General features: G+C 38.0%; 25 protein-coding genes. All 25 read left to right on the top strand.

Going from position 1 to position 19,241, the window contains the following annotated elements; all coding sequences use genetic code 11:
- Positions 1 to 103: 103 nt before the first annotated feature.
- The 25 genes from ACJVDH_RS00155 (at position 104) to ACJVDH_RS00275 (ending at position 19,066) form a co-directional block, all read left to right on the top strand.
- Entirely contained in the window at positions 104 to 346 is a 243-nt protein-coding gene (locus tag ACJVDH_RS00155) for a response regulator transcription factor (protein WP_443945555.1), read from the top strand.
- Between the two features lie 6 nt (positions 347 to 352).
- The gene (locus tag ACJVDH_RS00160; RefSeq protein WP_443945556.1) at positions 353 to 574 is read left to right on the top strand and encodes a hypothetical protein; all 222 of its coding nucleotides are present in this window, start codon (positions 353 to 355) and stop codon (positions 572 to 574) included.
- Positions 575 to 638: 64 nt separating this feature from the next.
- Positions 639 to 953: a hypothetical protein gene (locus tag ACJVDH_RS00165; RefSeq protein ID WP_443945557.1), complete on the top strand. Its 315-nt coding sequence runs from the start codon at positions 639 to 641 to the stop codon at positions 951 to 953.
- A 228-nt stretch (positions 954 to 1,181) separates the two neighbouring features.
- Positions 1,182 to 1,454, top strand: coding sequence for a hypothetical protein (locus ACJVDH_RS00170; protein WP_443945558.1), 273 nt, complete (start codon positions 1,182 to 1,184; stop codon positions 1,452 to 1,454).
- Between the two features lie 334 nt (positions 1,455 to 1,788).
- Positions 1,789 to 2,541, top strand: coding sequence for a recombination directionality factor (locus ACJVDH_RS00175; protein ID WP_443945559.1), 753 nt, complete (start codon positions 1,789 to 1,791; stop codon positions 2,539 to 2,541).
- 1 nt (position 2,542) lies between these two features.
- Positions 2,543 to 2,947, top strand: coding sequence for a hypothetical protein (locus ACJVDH_RS00180; RefSeq protein WP_443945560.1), 405 nt, complete (start codon positions 2,543 to 2,545; stop codon positions 2,945 to 2,947).
- 7 nt (positions 2,948 to 2,954) lie between these two features.
- Positions 2,955 to 4,028, top strand: a complete 1,074-nt coding sequence (locus ACJVDH_RS00185; protein WP_443945561.1) for a hypothetical protein — start codon at positions 2,955 to 2,957, stop codon at positions 4,026 to 4,028.
- A gap of 2 nt (positions 4,029 to 4,030) precedes the next feature.
- Positions 4,031 to 5,215 carry a hypothetical protein gene (locus ACJVDH_RS00190; RefSeq protein WP_443945562.1) on the top strand — a complete coding sequence of 395 codons (1,185 nt, stop codon included), beginning with the start codon at positions 4,031 to 4,033 and terminating at the stop codon, positions 5,213 to 5,215.
- Positions 5,216 to 5,217: 2 nt separating this feature from the next.
- Positions 5,218 to 6,084: a hypothetical protein gene (locus tag ACJVDH_RS00195; protein WP_443945563.1), complete on the top strand. Its 867-nt coding sequence runs from the start codon at positions 5,218 to 5,220 to the stop codon at positions 6,082 to 6,084.
- A gap of 380 nt (positions 6,085 to 6,464) precedes the next feature.
- Entirely contained in the window at positions 6,465 to 6,854 is a 390-nt protein-coding gene (locus tag ACJVDH_RS00200; protein WP_443945564.1) for a hypothetical protein, read from the top strand.
- 68 nt (positions 6,855 to 6,922) lie between these two features.
- Complete coding sequence (locus ACJVDH_RS00205; RefSeq protein WP_443945565.1) at positions 6,923 to 7,366, top strand: hypothetical protein; 444 nt, start codon at positions 6,923 to 6,925, stop codon at positions 7,364 to 7,366.
- Positions 7,363 to 8,562 carry a phosphoadenosine phosphosulfate reductase domain-containing protein gene (locus ACJVDH_RS00210; RefSeq protein ID WP_443945566.1) on the top strand — a complete coding sequence of 400 codons (1,200 nt, stop codon included), beginning with the start codon at positions 7,363 to 7,365 and terminating at the stop codon, positions 8,560 to 8,562. The genes ACJVDH_RS00205 and ACJVDH_RS00210 overlap by 4 nt, the downstream gene beginning before the upstream one ends.
- 95 nt (positions 8,563 to 8,657) lie before the next feature.
- Positions 8,658 to 9,251 carry a hypothetical protein gene (locus ACJVDH_RS00215; protein WP_443945567.1) on the top strand — a complete coding sequence of 198 codons (594 nt, stop codon included), beginning with the start codon at positions 8,658 to 8,660 and terminating at the stop codon, positions 9,249 to 9,251.
- A 2-nt stretch (positions 9,252 to 9,253) separates the two neighbouring features.
- Positions 9,254 to 10,162 (top strand): HNH endonuclease, encoded by a 909-nt coding sequence (locus ACJVDH_RS00220; RefSeq protein WP_443945568.1) that lies wholly within the window; start codon positions 9,254 to 9,256, stop codon positions 10,160 to 10,162.
- Positions 10,134 to 10,373 (top strand): hypothetical protein, encoded by a 240-nt coding sequence (locus tag ACJVDH_RS00225; protein WP_443945569.1) that lies wholly within the window; start codon positions 10,134 to 10,136, stop codon positions 10,371 to 10,373. Before ACJVDH_RS00220 ends, ACJVDH_RS00225 begins: the two co-directional genes overlap by 29 nt.
- A 154-nt stretch (positions 10,374 to 10,527) precedes the next feature.
- Positions 10,528 to 10,887, top strand: coding sequence for a helix-turn-helix domain-containing protein (locus ACJVDH_RS00230; protein WP_443945570.1), 360 nt, complete (start codon positions 10,528 to 10,530; stop codon positions 10,885 to 10,887).
- A gap of 115 nt (positions 10,888 to 11,002) precedes the next feature.
- Complete coding sequence (locus tag ACJVDH_RS00235; RefSeq protein WP_443945571.1) at positions 11,003 to 11,335, top strand: hypothetical protein; 333 nt, start codon at positions 11,003 to 11,005, stop codon at positions 11,333 to 11,335.
- 15 nt (positions 11,336 to 11,350) lie between these two features.
- The gene (locus ACJVDH_RS00240) at positions 11,351 to 11,728 is read left to right on the top strand and encodes a hypothetical protein (protein WP_443945572.1); all 378 of its coding nucleotides are present in this window, start codon (positions 11,351 to 11,353) and stop codon (positions 11,726 to 11,728) included.
- A gap of 2 nt (positions 11,729 to 11,730) precedes the next feature.
- The gene (locus tag ACJVDH_RS00245; RefSeq protein ID WP_443945573.1) at positions 11,731 to 13,266 is read left to right on the top strand and encodes a DEAD/DEAH box helicase; all 1,536 of its coding nucleotides are present in this window, start codon (positions 11,731 to 11,733) and stop codon (positions 13,264 to 13,266) included.
- Positions 13,242 to 15,434: a VapE domain-containing protein gene (locus tag ACJVDH_RS00250; RefSeq protein ID WP_443945574.1), complete on the top strand. Its 2,193-nt coding sequence runs from the start codon at positions 13,242 to 13,244 to the stop codon at positions 15,432 to 15,434. The genes ACJVDH_RS00245 and ACJVDH_RS00250 overlap by 25 nt, the downstream gene beginning before the upstream one ends.
- 264 nt (positions 15,435 to 15,698) lie before the next feature.
- Entirely contained in the window at positions 15,699 to 15,902 is a 204-nt protein-coding gene (locus tag ACJVDH_RS00255) for a hypothetical protein (RefSeq protein WP_443945575.1), read from the top strand.
- Positions 15,899 to 16,246: a hypothetical protein gene (locus ACJVDH_RS00260; RefSeq protein WP_443945576.1), complete on the top strand. Its 348-nt coding sequence runs from the start codon at positions 15,899 to 15,901 to the stop codon at positions 16,244 to 16,246. Before ACJVDH_RS00255 ends, ACJVDH_RS00260 begins: the two co-directional genes overlap by 4 nt.
- 427 nt (positions 16,247 to 16,673) lie before the next feature.
- Positions 16,674 to 17,141, top strand: a complete 468-nt coding sequence (locus ACJVDH_RS00265; protein WP_443945577.1) for a hypothetical protein — start codon at positions 16,674 to 16,676, stop codon at positions 17,139 to 17,141.
- A gap of 3 nt (positions 17,142 to 17,144) precedes the next feature.
- Positions 17,145 to 17,609, top strand: coding sequence for a terminase small subunit (locus ACJVDH_RS00270; RefSeq protein ID WP_443945578.1), 465 nt, complete (start codon positions 17,145 to 17,147; stop codon positions 17,607 to 17,609).
- Entirely contained in the window at positions 17,609 to 19,066 is a 1,458-nt protein-coding gene (locus ACJVDH_RS00275; RefSeq protein ID WP_443945579.1) for a phage terminase large subunit, read from the top strand. The genes ACJVDH_RS00270 and ACJVDH_RS00275 overlap by 1 nt, the downstream gene beginning before the upstream one ends.
- The last annotated feature ends 175 nt before the right edge of the window (positions 19,067 to 19,241 follow it).

Here is a 19,241-nt window from a genome sequence, read left to right on the forward strand (position 1 = left end):
TTTACACTTGTCAATTGACAAGTAATGCTTTACATTTGTATTGTACAACAGAAACAAAGGTACAATATAAACATTAACGCAAAAATAGATAATACTAACTACCATGAACCATCTAGTAATTAATAACTATGGTATTCCGAAAATTGATTTTAGTCCGGACATCTTCACGATCAGAGAGAGGGAGGTGATGAAGAGAATTCTTCTTCCGGATAAAAATATTGCCACCGATCTAAAGGTGAGTTATCACACAGTACAGGCTCATAAGGTGAATATCAAAAACAAAACCGGTCTGTATGACAAAGCGCAATTGGTTTATTACGCTACAAAAACTGGACTAATCAACTAAATATAAATGGAGCAAATCAGAATCGTACAGCCGCCAGAAGAAAAGTTTTCCTGGGTCAAAGAATTTACATCAACAAATGTCGGGGAGAAGTTTAAATATCCAAAGCAATATAAAAAAACGGTATCTCCAATTAAAAGTAGAGATGTGAAGCTTCAGATGCCCGATGCTGAATTTGAAGAAGACAGTAAAACCGATAAGGGTTTTGTAATTGTCGAAAGAATAAAATAAGCCTCTGCCACCTTCGAACGTAAACAGAGGCCTTATTGATCACCAACTAAAAAAGCAACCAACAATGGCAAAAGTAACCAAAAACTCAATTAATGCAAGTGATGTCGATTTTTCGGCCACGGCATTAGATAGCAAAACAGCAACGATAAAAGAAACTGATACAATAGAATTCTATTATGCTTCTGGAGAAGTAGCTGTATCAGTAACAGTGGAAAAGGTATTGATTTGGATGGAAGGCAATAATATTCATGTTGCTGACGATCAGGAACCATACGAGGTAAATCCGGTTGAATACCTGGATCAGAATTTTGAAGAAGTAACTACACTATACTTCCATAATGTATATGCAATTAATGGGGAGGTTCGCTATGCCGCTTAATCTGGATGAACTTAAAGAAGATCTGTGCAGAAAGTCTGCACTTATCGATCTGATCGAACGCAGTCAATCGAAAGCAAGAATAATATACTCAAGCCCGCATTATACTCTGTTCGGCTTGTCTGGAGAAAGAAGTGAAGCAGTTGCAAAACAAAATCGTGTAACACAAAGGCTTTATAAATATTTAGAAACATTAGTTGGGAGGGATTTATAATGGATATATCAATGTCAATGTCGCAACTAACAATGTTGCTGGGCGATGCTGCTGAACTTGGTGCGAAAAAAGCAATAGGCATGCTAGGTATTGCCAAAACTACTATCACCAAAAGTCAGGCAGAAAAATTATACGGCAAAACAACTGTAACAAGGTGGATTAAAGAAGGACTTGTAACCCCGAAAAGGGATGGATCAAACACTTCTCCATTCAGAATTGAAATTAACCAGATTGATGCAATTTCTAAATCATCCAATAGACACTCTTTTTTAAAAACCAAAGGACTATGAGCCAAGAAACCTACCAGGCATTATTTATCCAGTATCAGGAAGAACTTGCCAAATGCCAGACAGCAAAAGAAACAATATTATTAATCGACATTTTCAGTAGGATAACAAATGCTTAAAATTCATCACACCACGCTTCCGCCTTGCAGAATGACTAATAACATCAAAGATGGCGGACTTTGGCACAAAGAAAAGCAGGAACAATTACTGAAGGAGGCCAAAATAATAGTCAACAAACCTAAACCGAAAGACCAGATAAAAATATTCGCCCGATGGTTCTGGGCGGTAGTCGCAATCGGAACAGTTATCACATTTTTCATATTAAACAATCAATAACATGCAAAACGGACGAATCAAGGCAGCAAAGGTGCAAAACAACGCGAGTTCACTGCCGGAAATCGGAAAAATTAAGACAGGCATTAAGGCCGTGTCGGCCAAGGGGGTTGAGTACCCAAAAGCGATTGATTATTTCAGGCCAACTGGAAACTTCGCGAATCAATTCACCAAACTATTTGGAGAGAAGCCAAAGGAGTTACAGATCACTTTCATCAGTAATGATATTAAAGAGGTTTGTAATGAACAATTTGAGAGCTGGGATAAAGGTAAGCGATATGGTTGGGGTGATGGAGAAACATTTACGGTTTTCAATGCGACTACAGGTAAGTACGAACATGATGTTTCTGCAACTGATAACCGGGTTAAAGCATTGAAGTGGGATCGTACATTAATTCTTCGCTTTGTACTCCTTAAAATGACAGGTGTTTTGGGTTATTGGTCATGGTCAACTAAAGCTAAAGAGGTGAGCATCCCTTCGATTACTAAGTCCTTCGATTTGGTAATGGAGAAATCCGGTTCAATCATCGGTTTCCCTTTCAACTTCACTATTGAAATGAAAAAAAGCTATACCCCCGGAGAAGCAAAAACCTATCCGGTAGTATCACTTATTCCTTCCTTTACAGAGGAAAACATGGAAGCGGTTAGAAATTACATCGAGGCAGGGGGATCAATGAACCGTTTAACTACCAAAATGATCGAGAGTGGTGCGATTAATTCACAACCACAAGTATTAGAAATCGGGGGGGGTAAATAAGATGGAAAACACATTAGAAAACAAAGCAAAGCTTTTTGCGCAGTATTTTGGTCAAAACAGGCTATTCTGGCACGATAAATCAAACTTATTTCGTATTGAAGGATCTGATATTGACATAGTTGATAAAAGAAAAAACACATATTTTTTGCAACTAAAGCCACTTTCATCACTAAACGATGAAGATAAAATTAAAATCACTTTAATGCACTTACAAATGGTGTCGGCTCCTAGAGAGAATGTATTGTTCTGCTTTACAAATACAGTGAAGCCTTTATTAGAAAAACTAGATATAATGCAAGCAAGAATTACAGACTACCTCCGCTCAAAAGGCTACGCATTATCTTACATGGGATTAAGCGTTGAAAAGCAAATTGAATACGGTTGGGTTAAATTGGAGGGCAAATAATATGAGCATGACAGTAGAATTTGTTCCAACAGAATGGTTTGACGAAAACGCGATAAAATTGCCTAACTATAAAGTTGGCCGTGTAAACTTTGGGCAAGGACGTAGCTATATTAAGATCGAGCAAGATGGCCAACTGGCGCAACCCTTCCGCTTGTACACATCGCTAACTACAAGCATCGCCCAATCAATGCCAACACCAAAAGCGCTGGAGGAATGGAAATTTCAGCATGGCAAAAAAGAATCTGAGCGCTTAATGAAAGTGGCTGCTCAATATGGCACCATGATGCACATCGAGATCGGGAAGTTCATTATGGAAGGCGTATATGACCTTGATAAATGCGATGAAGTAGTTCAAAACTTTACTAGCGACAATAACTTTTGGGATGCTGATTGCGATAGCTGGGCCCATAAATTAAAAGAGGATCTTTTGGCATTTGTTCAGTTCTATAATGATTACCAGATCGTACCGTTGGGGTTGGAATATGTTCTGTTGAGTGATTCGCGTGGCTTTGGTACTCCAATTGATTTGGTGTGCTATATGACGGTTGACGAAAAGGGAGAATGGGGCGAGGTTTATAAATCTGGTGAGCGTAAGGGTGAGCCAAAAATTACAAGTAAACGTGCTAAAAAACGTGCTATCATCAATTTTAAGTCTGGTCGGAAAGGTTTTTACGAAATTCATGGTATCCAGATGGAATGCGAGAAATTGTTATGGGATGAAAACTTTCCAGAGTCTCCAATTGATATTGCCATGAACTGGGCGCCGGCGGACTGGAAAACGACACCATCATATAAGATTAAAGAATGGCAGGGTACTACAAGCAAAGAGGAGATTGATGCAATATTAAAGCTTGCTCAGATCAGATACCAGGCTAAAGCGGAAAAACGCCAGTACATGAGCATGTCAGGAGTAATAAGTACGAGTGAAAGCGTTAATGGCGCCCTTCATTTTGAAGATGTTGAAGATTTCTGTAATAGGAAATTTGGAAATACGCCAAACAAGAAACGCGCACACAAAGCAACGGAGGCTAAGCAGGCCACATTATCAAAAACATTTGTTTCATCATCCTTACCAATATAATCATGGAATTACAAATTATCACTCCGGAAGAAGTACAGTCAGCAAGCGCTGTACTTGCAACAACAAAAAGTTGGGTTTTAGCGTACCAGAAAAAAGAGACAACATTGGTAGCTCTTGCAGATAAAGAAGGTGTAAAACTTTCGGTCGAAACCGATGGTGCTATTAATGATTTTTTGGCATCCCTAAAACAAGCAACCAAAAAAGCCAATGAGTCTCGGGCACCCTTTACCAGGCGTTTGGACGAGATTAAAGGCTACTTTACAGCAGAGGAAAATGCTTTGAAGGCCTTGGAAACTAAATTGCAGACCAAAAGAAATGAGTCTGTTAAAGTTTATGCTCAGGAGAAAGCAGAGCAGGATCGCAAGGATAAACTAAAACTTGATCAGGCTAAGGCACGGATTGAATTGTTTGCAGAAGCTGAGGCACAAATTAGAAATCAATATGCGTCGATTTTGGCGAAAGATAAAGGTATTCTACTAAACGGATTTGAAACAGCAACATTAGACACCATTAATGAGATATCTGCCAATTTTCAATCGATCGTTGATTTGTATTCTGGTGAAACTGGTCAGTTGGATGAAGAAACGTGGAACAGTATCAATGCAGACCTAAGTCATCTAATTGATGCGCAAATAATATCAGACGAATTAGATCAAATTTGCATCGATGCAAAAGCCGGAAAACTTGAGAAGGTTGCACCACATTACCAAGCTGAGATTAAAGCTTATGCTAATCATCTTCTTTCCCTTATCCCTGATAGACGTGCAGAACTGGAAGAAGGTAAAGCAAGTGCAGCAGCTGAGGAATTGCGCAAGGAGCAAGAGGAAGCAAGCAAATTGCAACAACAGCAAAGTGAGGCTAAGCAAGCTGAACAAGTTAAATCAAAAGTTGGTGCTGCTGTTATTGATGTTCAAATTGATCAGGCGCATCGAAGTTTATCTATTCCAAAAGCACAGGCTATTGAATCATATACCATTGAAGTCTTGGAGCAAGCGGGCTGGTCTGAAATCTTCAAGTTTTACAGTACACATTGTGATAAGTCAATGAATGAAAAAACGACTTTAGGTTCCATGAAGCTATTCGCTGAGGCAGAAGCTAAACGTAGCGGTACGATGATCGAAAGTGCATACTTAAAGTATGAGGGTAAATACAAAGCAGTAACACGTAACACTAAAAAAGCGGCGTAATTATGAAAAAACACGAATTAATAAAATATGCGTACGATAACTATCCAATAGGTACTAGGTTTAAAAATTTAGCTACGGGTGAGGAAACTATTTCAACTGGAGTATTTGAGTTAACTGATTCAGGAATCAGCACTGTGGGCAAAAAAAAAATCTTCTTGTTTGGCATCAATCCTAATTTCCATTGGAGCGGCAAGTGGGCAGAGATTATACCTAAGGAAGCATATAAAATTGCTATTAGAGTGGATAACGAAAAGGAGTTTATGGCTTTGATGAAATATTACGATGGGTTGGGGTGGAAGTCTAAGTTAGGAAATTCGCCATTGAGTTTTGAATTAGATAGAAACGACGGAATTGTATCTTTTGAACCCAATTTCTGCTTTCCTTCTATCAGTCCCGAAAATCTAGAAGCCCCCAAATCGTGGGAATACCTAAATACTGAAATGTATAAAATAATTCCATTCGCTGAATTTACCAAAGAGCGTGGGATTAAGTTGCCAATACTTACTAGTGAAGATGGTGTTGAGTTGTGTGAGGGTGATAAATGCTATGTAGCTGTATTTCGATGTAAAAAATGGTTTTTGGATGATCATACGGATGGCGACGATTCCGAAATATTTGAAGTAACAAATAATGGTAAATTCATCAACAACGAAAATGAAAAGCACTTTTCCAATAAACAAGCTGCCCTTGATTGGATCGAAAAAGCTAATCCGCAAGAAACAGTTTTATTTGAAGATGCAACTGTTCGGGTGATTGTTGATGCGGGTGGTTTTAGAGCCGTTGCAGAAAGCGACGATAGGACTTTCAAGTTTTCTGGCGAAGAATTAAAACAAATTTATAACGCTTGGCAAGAGCATTTACCTTTTTAGCTATGCCACGAAAACCAAAACCAAAAGACCCCCGCCTGGCAAATCTTCCCATGTACATTATAAAATCAGGCAACTATTTTATTAATACACATACCGGAGACATTAAGCATGAGAGCAAGATCGAGGAATGGTTGCCGAAAAGCCCGAAAGCCAGTCAGATTAAACATGAGTTAATCATGGAAAAAAGGTACGACTTGCGTTAAAAAATATAACTAAATGTTATATTATTTATAACTAACTTGTATATTTACATAACGCAGGGTGGTAGCTGCTAAAAAGACTTTCAATCCTTTCAGGGGGCGGCAACTACCACAGCCAAACTCTGAAAGGATTTTTTAATTATAACCCCCGCCTCTAAAGGCAATAAAAACAAATAAATTATGTCAGAAAGAAACCTATCGGGCTCAATCGCCCTGACGAAGCTTACCCATGTAATGATGGATAAGAAAGGTAAAGATGGAAACCCGGTAAAAGGGATTTTTATTCCTATCGAGATCAACCATCTTGAAGTAAAAGACAAAGCGGTTTACCTGGGTATCCGTGCCACGGTTAAAGATGAAACTGATCAGTATGGCCAGAATGGATTCATTTCAAAAACGGTTAAACGCGATAAGAAATGGTCTGAAATGACTGATGCTGAGAAAGAAGCTGAAAAAAGTTTAACCCCAATCCTTGGAAACCTAAAAGACTTCGCTTTGAGTGGTGGCAATGATGCTGCAGGTGCTGCAACAAATGCTCCAATCGATGAGGATGATGATCTGCCATTCTAAAATATCCGCATCCACTTACAGCCTGACTAGAGATAGTCGGGCTTGTGGTGGTAGAAACCCATACTAAAATGCTTTACCCAAATTACACACCATTACCAGTTTGTATTAAAGAAGGATATATCTGGACACCTCAAGAAAAGGATAGGTTTGATTATGATAATGCTAGACCAAGAAGGAAATATGGAGAGGTGCATTATTACTTTAAGCCTGCCGGGACTTATCCAGCCAGAATTTATGTTTTTATGCATGGCGAGATGTGGCCTTCACGGAACCGGAGAACAATGGGGTTAGCATTTGCTCATCCGTTCCTGAAACGGTTAATGTCAAAAGAGGAAATTGAGCATCACCACTTCAATAATAGGTTAGCCTACCACCAATATGAAGATTGGGATAAATTACTATTTGCTGAACAATTTGAATGTGATTTTTTAGATGTTCAATCTTACTGGTTAGGTACAAGGTTTATGCACCGCTTAAAATCATTTAGAAAACAATTTAAAATAGGAGTATGAGGGTTGAACAAATGAACATGTTTGCTGGAACCAGGCGACTGCAAATGAATGAAAGCATTGAGCTGACAAGACAATCTTTATTAGCCTATGGGCCTAAATACGATTATTGGTGCATGGCTTGGTCAGGTGGGAAAGACAGCACAACTTTAGTTACGCTGATCATTTACTTAATCAAATCAGGAAAGATTCCACCGCCAAAAAAAATATTTATCGAGTATGCTGATACCAGGCTAGAGATGTTACCACTTTATATCGCTGCTCAAACTATCATGGAAGAGCTTAAAGAACTGGGCTACGAGGTCGATGTAGTAATGGCATCATTAGAAAATAGGTTTCTCACCTACATGTTGGGCCGCGGAGTGCCACCTCCCAATAACGCCACTTTCAGGTGGTGCACATCAAGAATTAAGATTGAGCCTATGCAACGTGCCCTTGAAAAATTAGTAGGAGATCTTGGTCAAAAGGTTTTAATGTTAACTGGTGTTCGCCAAGGCGAGAGCGCAATACGTGATCAGCGCATCGTCATGAGTTGTGGTAAAAACGGTGCTGAGTGTGGTCAAGGTTGGTATCAGGAAACTTTGCCAAAAGCTCTGTGCGATACCCTTGCACCAATATTGCACTGGCGAGTATGTCATGTATGGGAATGGTTAAAACACTGGGCACCTCTTCCAGAATATGGTGACTTTTCGACTGAATTGATTGCAGAAGTTTATGGAGGTGATGAAGCCGAGGAGATTAATGCTCGTACTGGTTGCTCAGGTTGTCCGCTCACCGATAAAGATACCGCTACGGATAATATACTTAAAAAACCGAAGTGGGAATACTTACGCCCGATCAAGCGGTTAAGGCCAATTTTTAGAGAGTTGAGAAAAGCCGAAAACCGACTAAGAAAAACAGGTAAAGAAATCAGTAACGAAAAGAACAAGCAGCGAATGGGACCGCTTACTATGGGTGCAAGAGAGTGGGCATTTAATGAGATCTTAAAAATTCAAGATGAGATAAATGCTGAAGCGATCAAACAAGGTCGCCCTATGATATCGCTTTTGAACGAAGAGGAACAAAAATTCATTCGTAAGTGCTGGGCTGAAAACCTATGGCCTAACAAGTGGAGTGGCGAAGAGCCACGAGCTGATACACCTATGGACACTGTATATCCGGATGGAACTATTCAGCCATTGATACGATTTGGAAATTAACAATTAACTTAGGCAATATTGCCACCAAACCAACCCTTCCGGAATAAGCGGTTTATTAAGTCTACGCGACCGGAAGGGATAAACTTTGAACAACCATGTCAACCGATATAACCCAAAATGGATTGCAAATGCTTAAGGAATACATTAATTATGGCGTGTTTGGTAGGGATGCAAAAACTTCTGCTGAAATTTTAGAAGCTTACCACTCCAATGATAATAAGCTTATATCCTTATTCGAAAAACTAGGACCATCAGCAAGACATCGTGTTATGAATTTAGATCAGCTAAGGAGAAACATAATATATGGTAGCGATTCAATTGAGCTAGGTAAATACAATTGGTTAGAGCCAGTCAAGCCTGTAAGTATTGAAATAATATCTCTTAAAACACCATCTGATAATGCTCATTTCAACAAGTTGGAACTTGGCAAATACACTAACGGCTTCTGGTCATATGGCTACACCTTTACTTTCGGTTCAGCCGGACAAAGTTGCGGTGTTAGCGTATGGAAAGATCCATATGATAATAGACAGAGATGTTTTGATGCTGCCATTACATATGCAGAAAATACATTTAAGCAACACATTGGTAAAAATGACCATGGCAATTATAATCAGACCTACATCAATAAAGTATTGGCAGAAATTTACAAGTTAAAGAACGCAGAAGTCCAACTACAATTCTTTTAGCTATGGCAAAAACAAAATTATCACCCAAGCAGGAAGCGTATATCCGCGCCAATTACTTAAAAAAAGGTAATGCTGATATTGCAATCGAGATTGGAATTGGTGAAGGTGGTGTAAGTGGATACAAAAAAAGGAATAACTTGATCGTTCCGAAAGAGGTTAGCCGATCTTTTGCTGCTGCCAAAGCCTTAATGCGGACCAGCTGTTCACCGGAAGATGATGCTTACATAACCAATAATTACTTATCGATGCCTCCACAACAAATAGCTGATGTCTTAGAATGTAGTGAGGTGAAAATTAAGACTAGAATGCGTCAGCTAAACTTAGTTGTACCGCGTGAAATTATTGAGCAACGAATAAGAGACAGTTGGATTCCCAAAGGCAATATATCTTTCAATAAAGGTAAAAAGCAATCAGAGTACATGAGTGCCGAGGCTATTGAGCGAACGAAAGCAACGCGTTTCCATAAAGGGAATATTCCGCATAATTGCTATGATGAAGTAGGAAAAATTACCATCAGGTATGATCATAAGGAGCGAGGCGGTCGGCCTTATAAATACATTTGCCTTGCTATTGGTGATTGGAAGCCTTTACACACTCACCTTTGGGAACAGGAATATGGAAAAGTTTCGAAAGGTAATTGTCTCTGGTTTAAGGATGGTGATTCTCTACATTGCGAATTAGACAATTTGGAGTGTATCACTCGTGTTGAGAATGTAGTCAGGAATTCCAATCACGAGTTTCCATCAGATAAAAGGATTGCGAGCTACCTCGCTACTACTAGCAAAAAAGTAGACCCATTGCTAAGAGAAATATTGCTTAAATACCCTGAGTTAATCGAAGCAAAAAGAACACAAATATTACTTAACCGTAAAATAAAACAAAATGGCACAGAACAAAATGATCGACCTTAACAATCATTTATTTGCTCAATTAGAGAGACTAAATGATGAAACAATTAAACCTGAAAAAATGGAAATGGAAATAAAAAAAGCAAAAGCAGTCAGCCAAGTAGCATCCCAGATAATTAAAAGTAATGCTTTAGTGCTAAAAGCAGTAGAATTGCAAGGTAAAGGTCTGATTAAGGATGCGCCCGATAATTTTGGAGTTAAGGCGATTAGTTAATCTAACTCATATTTGCCATGGCCATACTGATGATCATTGCGATTGTGCAGATTAATATTAATAATAAAAATGCCATCGAGGCAGCAGTTTTCAAGAAATTCATGCGCAAGAAACAGCGCTATTGACAATAAAGTTTTAGATAGTTAAAAATATTATGACACCATACATTTTTGCAGGACTTGATGATAAGTCCAGACACTATGCAAGGCATAAGATCAAAATAGGAGAACCCAATGAGGTAATAGATGTGGTCTGTAGCGTCCTTAAGCTAGAATATCATGATCTAATCGGACTAACCAAGTTGAGACAGGTGGTTGAGGGAAGACATATAGCCATAGGTTTGATCAGTGTAGCCAACCCAGCAATGACGCTAAAGAAAATTGGCTCTATATTCAACCGTGACCACAGCACCATCATTTATGCCAAGCGTACCTTTAATTCCCTTTATGAAGTCGATCCAGATTTTAAGGATAAAGTTGAACAAATAAAGGCAATTGTAAACTTCGTTGGTTGAAAAAATATAACAAAAAGTTATAAAGTTTATAATATTTTTGTAGCTTTACCAATGCCTATAAAACGGCTTTCTGCCCTAAAAAGCACAATTATTTTCTTATTTAATTTATATCGTAATGAATTTATTTATTCCTCACGACTGTGATTCCTGCGGGTTCTCTGGTGAAAGTAAATTGGCGTTTCGAGGTCCTCATGTTAGGCAGAGCTGCCCAGGATGTGATAAACATATTAAGTTTATTCCCAAAGCTCATGTACCTGATTATAGAGAAATCAAGGCGGCAATTTGGTCAATCACCAAGGAATTACCCTTAATTGAACACGTCAAAAACAAAACTGGATTTCAAGAATCCAAGAATCTCCTTGAGCAAAATATAGCTTATTGGAAAGCGTATTCCGCACTAAGAATCGAATGCGGAATAGATTCAGTAGACGAAGCCTTTAACCATTAAAATCAAAAGAAAATTATGAAAGATATTGATAATAAAGAGCAAGAATTACAAAGTATAATAGATCATCAAACATCTTTAGAAGAAGAAGTTTATAGAGGACTTTCTTTTTTACTAAAAAATGCAATGCCACCACATTCTTTCGAGGAACATTTTTCAACCATATCAAAGCAAATCAGGCATTTGGACTCAGAGTTTAAAGTGAATGACGAAGTGAAAACTCGCGCTGGTAATATTGGCTACGTTAAATCGATCAAGGGAGATAAGCCAAATCAAACCATTAAAGTATCGGTAATGGGATCAGGGTGCATAAATACGTTAGGTAGTAAAGATGTACTCCATTTATTCTCGGGTGAGAAGTTTGCTGAAGAAAATACTGACGGGTTACCTTTCTAATAATGCAACTCCTAGACTATCAAGAGCCGTTTGTTCTGGGGATATCCCAGGAATTCGGCAAGGGGCATAAAAACGTATTGGCTCAGGCCAGTACGGGATTTGGTAAAACAGTGTGTTTCTCAATCATTACTAAGCGATTCATATCAAAGTCTTCAAAGAAAGTTTTAATTCTAGTTCACCGAACAGAACTCGTTGATCAGACCCTGGATAAGCTTAAAAAGGTAGGAATTAATGCGGTTCCAATAATGGCGGGATGCAAGAAAGCCCCCATTGCTATGGCGTATGTAGCAATGACCGAAACAGCTAATAATAGATTAAATAAAAACCCTAACTTTTTCGGATCAATTGGTTTACTTATATCTGATGAAGCCCACCTGGCAAATCATTTTAAGGTGTTTACTCATTTCGAAAAAAGCTTAATCCTGGGTTTTTCTGCTACTCCTTTGTCAGCTAGAAAAGATAAGCCGTTAAACAAATACTTTCAGTCAATTGTATGCGGCATAGATACTCCGGAACTAGTGTCAAGAGGCGCCTTAACACAGAATATTACCTACGCCATCAAGGGTAATTTCGATCGTGATAAAGCTAAAATAAGAGCTGGTGAATTTGCCGAAGATGAAATGGCTAAAGAATTCTCTCAAAGCCTTTCTTTGGCGAACACACTTAACGGTTACGAAAAATATTGCCTGAATTCCAAAACGGTAATATTTAACGTTAATGTTGCCCATTCGAAAATGGTAAACCAGCTTTTTTTGGAAAAGGGATACAATAGCCGTCACTTGGATGCAAGCAACGGATCTGAGTATCGGAAGGAATGCTTGCAATGGCTTAAGGAAACTCCCGATGCTATATTGAATAACGTAGGAATTTTAACAACAGGTTTTGACGAACCCAGTGTTGATTCAATAATCATGAACAAGGCAACTACATCATTGCCGCTTTGGATTCAAATTACTGGCCGTGGAAGCAGGAAGTTTCCTGGAAAAAAAATATTTACAATACTAGATATGGGTGGAAATGCGAAGGCACATGGCGATTGGAGCGCTGAAAGGGATTGGGAGAACATTTTCAATAATCCTCCAAAAAAAGGAGAGGGTGTTGCGCCATCCAAGGAATGCCCAGATTGTGAGAGAATACTTAGGATTTCAGAAATGTATTGTCCTGAATGCGGCTATGAATATCCACCTGCGGTTGAGAAAGAAGATAAGTATGATCATTTGCCAGCGGATTTTGAAGTGGTAACCCAATCAATTGATGTTGCTGAACTCATAGAAAAAAACAGCGATCGTAAAGAGTATTTTGTGTATTTCGATTTAGCAAGGACCCTAGCATTAGAATTTAGAGGTTTAAATAAAGGTAAGAAGTTAACTGATGCTGCTGCCTTCGAATTACTTTCTGCCTATCATCAAAAGGGGAAAGAGTGGTGTCAGGCGAAGGGCAAGCGATTTAATAAATGGCATCAGGAAGTTGCTCAAGAAAAACTATTCGAAAATCTACAAAAATACTACCCATCATGGCAACCACAAGCGAGCGCATAAATACCAAAATATCATTTTATAAGAATACGTTTGATACAAACAATGATGTTGAAACCGGTATTGATGAGTTCTTACATGATGTTCTAACCGGAAAGTATCAGGATTTAGTATTAGCGGTTCGAATCGAGAAGGATAAGGATAAGCGCAGCGCTTTAAAAAAGAAGTCTTTACCATGCGTTTCGGTTTCTGGAAGTTTTTCAGCTCGTAATGATTCTTCTTTAAGGGCCCATAGCGGTTTTCTTGCTATTGATATCGATAATCTAAATGAAGAAAAAGAGGCTGTAAAATCAATACTAATTCAGGATCCTTTTGTTTATGCGGCATTCGACTCAGTATCTGGTAACGGCCTTTGTGTTATCTTTAAAATTGAAGGGGAAAGACATGCTGATGCTTTTGAGGCTATATCGGCATACCTGTATAATAATTACCAGGTTATTGTGGATCCGTCAGGGAAAAACATATCCCGTCTTCGCTATGCTTCCTATGACCCCGCGTTATATTCTACAGATAAACCAATTGTTTTTAAGAAGTATTTACCTAAATCTAAACCTAAACCGGTTAACAGAATTGTATTTGTCAAAACCGAATTTGATGCTATTATATCTGAGTTTGCTGAACGTCACATAAATATTTGTGAAGATTATAGGGATTGGGTTTTAGTAGGGTATGCTATTGCATCAAAATTTGGCCCATCGGGTGAAGATTATTTTCACACTTTGTCTTCCCAATCATCTAAGTATGATGAGAATAATACAAGAAATCTTTACGCTGCTATTTGCAAAACCGAAACGGCTGCAAAGGAAAAGCGCGCTTCAATAGCTACGATATATTATTTTGCGAAGCTTAACAATATTCAAACCTATTCGGTATTTACTCAGGAAATCATAAAAACCACGACTACATTAAAAAAGTCTGGACTGAAAGCTGATGCCATTGCAAGGAATATAGAGGAGTTTGAAGGCGTTTCTAAGGATGACACCATCGATATCATTACCCAGGCAATAGATAATAAGGTTGAAATAGAGGATGGCGGATCTATAGTTGAGGAGTGCGAAAGGTGGTTGCAGTATAATACCAAGCTTAAATATAATGAAATAACCAGGCTTATAGAAAACGATGGAGTGCCACAATATCCTATGGAGTTTAACTCGTTGTTTATTGGAGCAAAAAAAGTAATAGAAAAACTTGATTACTCACTTTTTGAGAGAATTATACTTTCTAACAACACGCCAAAATTTAATCCTTTTATTGAATGGTTCAGGTCGTATGAAGGCAGAACTCCATCAGGCACGATTACCGCATTAGCCAAAACAATTGAAACACTTAACCCAGACTACGCTGAAAAATTTATTACAAAATGGCTGGTTGGGATGGTATCGGCTATACATGGGCAGCACTCTCCTTTAATGTTGATACTTGCCGGCGAGAAACAAAATACTGGTAAAACCGAATGGTTTAGAAGATTATTGCCGAGAGATCTCCACAGTAAATACTTTTCAAATAGTAAGCTTGACAAAGGCAAGGACGATGAAATTTTGATGTGTCAAAAACTTGTTGTATTTGACGACGAAATGGCTGGTAAGAGTAAAAAGGATAATCAGAAAATGAAAAACATTACATCCGCTGATTACTTTTCACTACGAGAGCCTTACGGCAGGGGAAACGTTACGCTACGAAGGTTAGCTGTTTTATGTGGTAGTACAAACGAGTTAGAGCTGTTGGATGATCCCACAGGTAACAGAAGGTTTCTGCCTATAGAGGTGATATCGATTGACCACGCTGCCTATAACAAAATTGATAAAATAGATCTTCTGATGGAAGCATATCATCTCTATAAGTCTGGATTTAATTGGGAGCTAAATTCTGATGATATTAAATATCTCAGAAGTAATACTGAGCAATTTGAAGTTATCTATACAGAAAAAGAGCTTATACAAAAATACTTTAGGGTTCCTGGTCCAGATGATCACTCTATGAGTATTAAAAAAATGACGAATACAGATATTCTTTTATACATACAGAGTAAAATCGGTAGCTCCGTGAGGGTTGGTAGCAAAACCTTAACACAGATGTTGAAGAAACTTGGATTTGTACAGGTAATATCAGGAGGGAGGTTCTTTATGGTAGTAGAAAATGAATCCACCCCTAGCGATGTAATTCCATTCTAAGTGTACAGAAGTGTACAAGTGTACAATAAAAAAGCCTATTGAAATATGCTTAAAAGCACTATTTGAACACTTGAACACTTGAACACTTTATTTTATTGTGTACATAAGAAGATAGTTAAGTCGCAATTTATTAAATAATTACATTATTAATATTTCTATAAGAATTTGAAAAACTAAGTGTACGCATGTACAAGTGTACAAATATTGGCTTAAAAGGTTAACCAAAGCATATCAGGTGTACACTTCATTTAAAAAAAAGAAAATATGATCAGAACATTCACGAAAGCAAAAGAAATCAAAGAAGATTTTCCTTCATTAACAGATTATGAAGCATTAGACATTGCTACAAAAATAATATACAATGAGCTTATGGTTAAAGCTAATGTAATATCATTAAGCGATTCGTATCCCTCTGCACTGGAAAAAATAGCATTAGAATTAGAAGAAATAAAAAAGCAGATGTTATGAAAAAATCACCAGAAGCAAAACTACAAGAATCAATCGTAGTGAATTTTAATCACAGTTACCCAACTTTTAGAGGTAGACTGATAGCAATCAATAATAATTCGGTTAATGCGATTCAAGGCGCTCAAAATACCAGTAAAGGAGTTAAGAAGGGTGTGGCTGATATGTGTTTCCTATGCAATGATGGAAAAGTTATCTGGATCGAATTAAAAGCTGGATACGGAAGTCAATCACCTGGTCAGGAAAGATGGCAAGGTAAAGTCGAGAAAATTGGCCACACTTACAAAATATGCCGTTCATTGGAAGAGTTTTACTACATAATAGGGGAGGAACTAGAAAATGCCTAAATCAAACGAAATAAAAGAAGTAAAGCCATACGACTGGTACAAAGACGCAAAGGGACGTGTCTGGTGTGTAGTTAGAGTGTGGGCCACCGGAAAGCCTGAAGAATGCACAGTAGACATTTTAGAACTAGGAAAACCAAATCCAATTAATCAACCAGAAAAATTACTAATCAATCTTATAACAAATGGACACTTCCAAAAATACAACAGATAGGCCTAAACAATGCCAGTGTGATGTACCATTTTCTACATGTCCTCATGCTATTGAAACCCCACACGGCGATAAATGGTATTGCACTCTTACGCAACCTTTCCACCCCTCACAAAAGGATATTAAAAAATTTTAATCATTTTTATAACAAAATGTTATATTATTTATAATTAATTTTATATTTGTAAAATACCCGCTAGGGGAATAATCCAGATCATCATGCTTAGTTCACAGGAAATCATAGGAAGAGTTTTTTCTCAATCCAATCCGGATGAGGCAAGAACAATTGTAACGCAATTTAGAAGGACTTTGAAAGATCCTGCTTTAGTGCAAAAAGTTTTTGAATACGTTGAAGCGAATTTCAGCCAAGAGACTAAAGACATCCGAAAGCTTATTTTTATTGGTTCGGTTTATCAACTATACCAGCCTCTAAGCTTTTTGAGAAGAAAAGATGATGACAAGGCCAGCGGCAAACTTCCAGTTGGTGTGCGCGATGAAATGCAAAGATGCTTACAGGTTAACAATCCGGAAACCATAAATGCCTTGAAAGTTTACGCGGAGCCTTTTCTTAAACCCGAATCAAACGGGGTAGTTAGGCCATTCAAAGTAAAAGTAATGTCGATAGTCGAAGCATTCAAGCCATTCTCAATCAATAAAGACGATACTCAATATCAATTAGCACTGTAAGTGATGGCAAAAGGAAAAGGCCCAGGAAGGCCATTTAAATTTAATCCTAAGCAATTTGAACTGGCGTGGCAGCAATACTTTCAATGGGTTGATGATAATCCTTGGTACAAATCCGAAGCCGTGAAAAGCGGAGACTTAGCAGGAACCATAATAAAAGTGCCTACAGCAAGACCTTATTCTGAAATTGGTTTTTGTGCTTTCCATGATTTAGGAGAAAAGTACCTTACAAACCTTTCGAAAAACCTAGATGATAAAGCTTTAGATGGAGTAAGTGAAGAAGAACATGACCAATTAAAGGGGGTCTTAACGCAGGCGCGTGCTAGATGTTACGCTCAGAAGTTTGAAGGCGCCGCTGTTGGTGCATTTAATGCTAACATCATTGCGAGAGATTTAGGTCTTGCCGACAAGAAGGAAACTAAGCATACTTTAAAAATTGGTAAAGATGCTGAAGAAGAAATTTACGAGTAATGGCGCTAAGGCTAGACAAGAAATGGTTTAACCCACTTTACTTTATCCTAAATGATCTTATCAAAGATGATTCGATTAGAACCATTTTAGTTTATGGCGGTAAGTCAGCAGCAAAAACAGCTTCTATATGTCAAATTCTAGCAAAAGAATGTTATGTGAATGCCAGCAATACCATTGCATATCGTAAGGAATCTGTAATTATCCCCACAACCCTCAAAAAGACATTTAATCTCGGTGTCACCACAACTAGACTTGATGCTGCTTTTGATATACAAGATCGCCGTTACCTTTGCGAGAATCAGTTAGATACAATTTCAGAGATTGTGCTTAAAGGACTAGATACTGAAGGTAAAGCTAAGGGTATTGAATCATACAAATATTTATTCCTTGATGAGTTGGATCATTTTGAACAGGCGGAATACGACCAGTTTAACATGTCGCTTCGGGGTATTTCGGGCCAAAAGGTGTTTGCTGCATGGAATCCGGTTGATGAGACAAGCTGGGTAAAAACTGAACTATTGGATTCTTATGAGTTCGTTGAAATGAAACAGCATAAGCTTCCATCTGAAAATAGTTTTGTTAAGATATCTACTTGCGGTAAGGTTGTCCTGATCAGAACAACGTACGAAGATAATTATTGGATTACCGGCTCTCCCTGTGGCGCCTATGGGTTCAAAGATGAAAACTTGATTGCGACTTACGAGGCAATGAGGTTGAAGAATTACAATTCTTACCGGGTAAACGTATTGGGCGAGTGGGGCAAGGCTACTTTTGGCGGTGAATTTTGGAAGCAATTTAAACCTGAAATTCATGTTAATGATGTGATATGGGATAAGTCATTGCCTATCTGGCTTTCATGCGATGAAAACGTTCATCCATATCTTCCTTGGACAGTTTGGCAGATCAAAGGCAAACATGTGCAGCAGATCGATGAAATTTTCATGAAGGATCCATTGAATAGGGTTGTTCATGCAGCTAAAGAGTTTACTAAGCGTTATCCTCTTGGTGAAGTTGCAGGATTGTTTGTTGGTGGTGATCGAACATCAATTAAAGAAGATACCAAAAAGGAGAAGGGTGAGAACTACTTTACTGATATTATGAAGGAGTTGAAGGACTACCGACCAGTTCTCAAAATTCAATCGGTGAATCCAAGCGTGGTGCAGTCTGGTAACTTCATTAATGATATTTATGCTGGGAACACTAATACTAGCATAACCATTGGCATAAGTAAAAAATGTAAAAAGTCAATATTTGACTACCAATACACTAAAGAGGATTCTGATGGTACCATTTTAAAGTCTACGAAAAAAGATCCGGTAACTAAAATCACTTACCAGGAGTTTGGCCATGCATCCGATTGTAAACGATATTTGGTAACTCATAATTTTGCCGCTGAATATTTAGCTTACATCAATAAGAAAAAATCAAGTCTTGGAGTGTTAAGTGGGATTAGGTAGTCTTATGATCTTCAGGTATTTGGACTAAAGCTTCAGACGATTTATTTTCTGTATAAGTTATGTAAGGGAATCGTTTGACAACTCGATCAAATCTTTGAACATCATTCCTAGTTTTTGTTTGACTGGCGGTAGACTCTTTTGTAACCGATATCTTCGTTGTATTATAAAGGTGTCA

The organism is Pedobacter terrestris (assembly GCF_052343045.1).
GTDB lineage: Bacteria > Bacteroidota > Bacteroidia > Sphingobacteriales > Sphingobacteriaceae > Pedobacter.

Excerpts from the sequence above, each read along its gene's own strand:
- ACJVDH_RS00155 (WP_443945555.1), top strand. The coding sequence starts at position 104 with ATGAACCATCTAGTAATTAATAACTATGGTATTCCGAAAATTGATTTT.
- ACJVDH_RS00160 (WP_443945556.1), top strand. The coding sequence starts at position 353 with ATGGAGCAAATCAGAATCGTACAGCCGCCAGAAGAAAAGTTTTCCTGG.
- ACJVDH_RS00165 (WP_443945557.1), top strand. The coding sequence starts at position 639 with ATGGCAAAAGTAACCAAAAACTCAATTAATGCAAGTGATGTCGATTTT.
- ACJVDH_RS00170 (WP_443945558.1), top strand. The coding sequence starts at position 1,182 with ATGTCGCAACTAACAATGTTGCTGGGCGATGCTGCTGAACTTGGTGCG.
- ACJVDH_RS00175 (WP_443945559.1), top strand. The coding sequence starts at position 1,789 with ATGCAAAACGGACGAATCAAGGCAGCAAAGGTGCAAAACAACGCGAGT.
- ACJVDH_RS00180 (WP_443945560.1), top strand. The coding sequence starts at position 2,543 with ATGGAAAACACATTAGAAAACAAAGCAAAGCTTTTTGCGCAGTATTTT.
- ACJVDH_RS00185 (WP_443945561.1), top strand. The coding sequence starts at position 2,955 with ATGACAGTAGAATTTGTTCCAACAGAATGGTTTGACGAAAACGCGATA.
- ACJVDH_RS00190 (WP_443945562.1), top strand. The coding sequence starts at position 4,031 with ATGGAATTACAAATTATCACTCCGGAAGAAGTACAGTCAGCAAGCGCT.
- ACJVDH_RS00195 (WP_443945563.1), top strand. The coding sequence starts at position 5,218 with ATGAAAAAACACGAATTAATAAAATATGCGTACGATAACTATCCAATA.
- ACJVDH_RS00200 (WP_443945564.1), top strand. The coding sequence starts at position 6,465 with ATGTCAGAAAGAAACCTATCGGGCTCAATCGCCCTGACGAAGCTTACC.
- ACJVDH_RS00205 (WP_443945565.1), top strand. The coding sequence starts at position 6,923 with ATGCTTTACCCAAATTACACACCATTACCAGTTTGTATTAAAGAAGGA.
- ACJVDH_RS00210 (WP_443945566.1), top strand. The coding sequence starts at position 7,363 with ATGAGGGTTGAACAAATGAACATGTTTGCTGGAACCAGGCGACTGCAA.
- ACJVDH_RS00215 (WP_443945567.1), top strand. The coding sequence starts at position 8,658 with ATGTCAACCGATATAACCCAAAATGGATTGCAAATGCTTAAGGAATAC.
- ACJVDH_RS00220 (WP_443945568.1), top strand. The coding sequence starts at position 9,254 with ATGGCAAAAACAAAATTATCACCCAAGCAGGAAGCGTATATCCGCGCC.
- ACJVDH_RS00225 (WP_443945569.1), top strand. The coding sequence starts at position 10,134 with ATGGCACAGAACAAAATGATCGACCTTAACAATCATTTATTTGCTCAA.
- ACJVDH_RS00230 (WP_443945570.1), top strand. The coding sequence starts at position 10,528 with ATGACACCATACATTTTTGCAGGACTTGATGATAAGTCCAGACACTAT.
- ACJVDH_RS00235 (WP_443945571.1), top strand. The coding sequence starts at position 11,003 with ATGAATTTATTTATTCCTCACGACTGTGATTCCTGCGGGTTCTCTGGT.
- ACJVDH_RS00240 (WP_443945572.1), top strand. The coding sequence starts at position 11,351 with ATGAAAGATATTGATAATAAAGAGCAAGAATTACAAAGTATAATAGAT.
- ACJVDH_RS00245 (WP_443945573.1), top strand. The coding sequence starts at position 11,731 with ATGCAACTCCTAGACTATCAAGAGCCGTTTGTTCTGGGGATATCCCAG.
- ACJVDH_RS00250 (WP_443945574.1), top strand. The coding sequence starts at position 13,242 with ATGGCAACCACAAGCGAGCGCATAAATACCAAAATATCATTTTATAAG.
- ACJVDH_RS00255 (WP_443945575.1), top strand. The coding sequence starts at position 15,699 with ATGATCAGAACATTCACGAAAGCAAAAGAAATCAAAGAAGATTTTCCT.
- ACJVDH_RS00260 (WP_443945576.1), top strand. The coding sequence starts at position 15,899 with ATGAAAAAATCACCAGAAGCAAAACTACAAGAATCAATCGTAGTGAAT.
- ACJVDH_RS00265 (WP_443945577.1), top strand. The coding sequence starts at position 16,674 with ATGCTTAGTTCACAGGAAATCATAGGAAGAGTTTTTTCTCAATCCAAT.
- ACJVDH_RS00270 (WP_443945578.1), top strand. The coding sequence starts at position 17,145 with ATGGCAAAAGGAAAAGGCCCAGGAAGGCCATTTAAATTTAATCCTAAG.
- ACJVDH_RS00275 (WP_443945579.1), top strand. The coding sequence starts at position 17,609 with ATGGCGCTAAGGCTAGACAAGAAATGGTTTAACCCACTTTACTTTATC.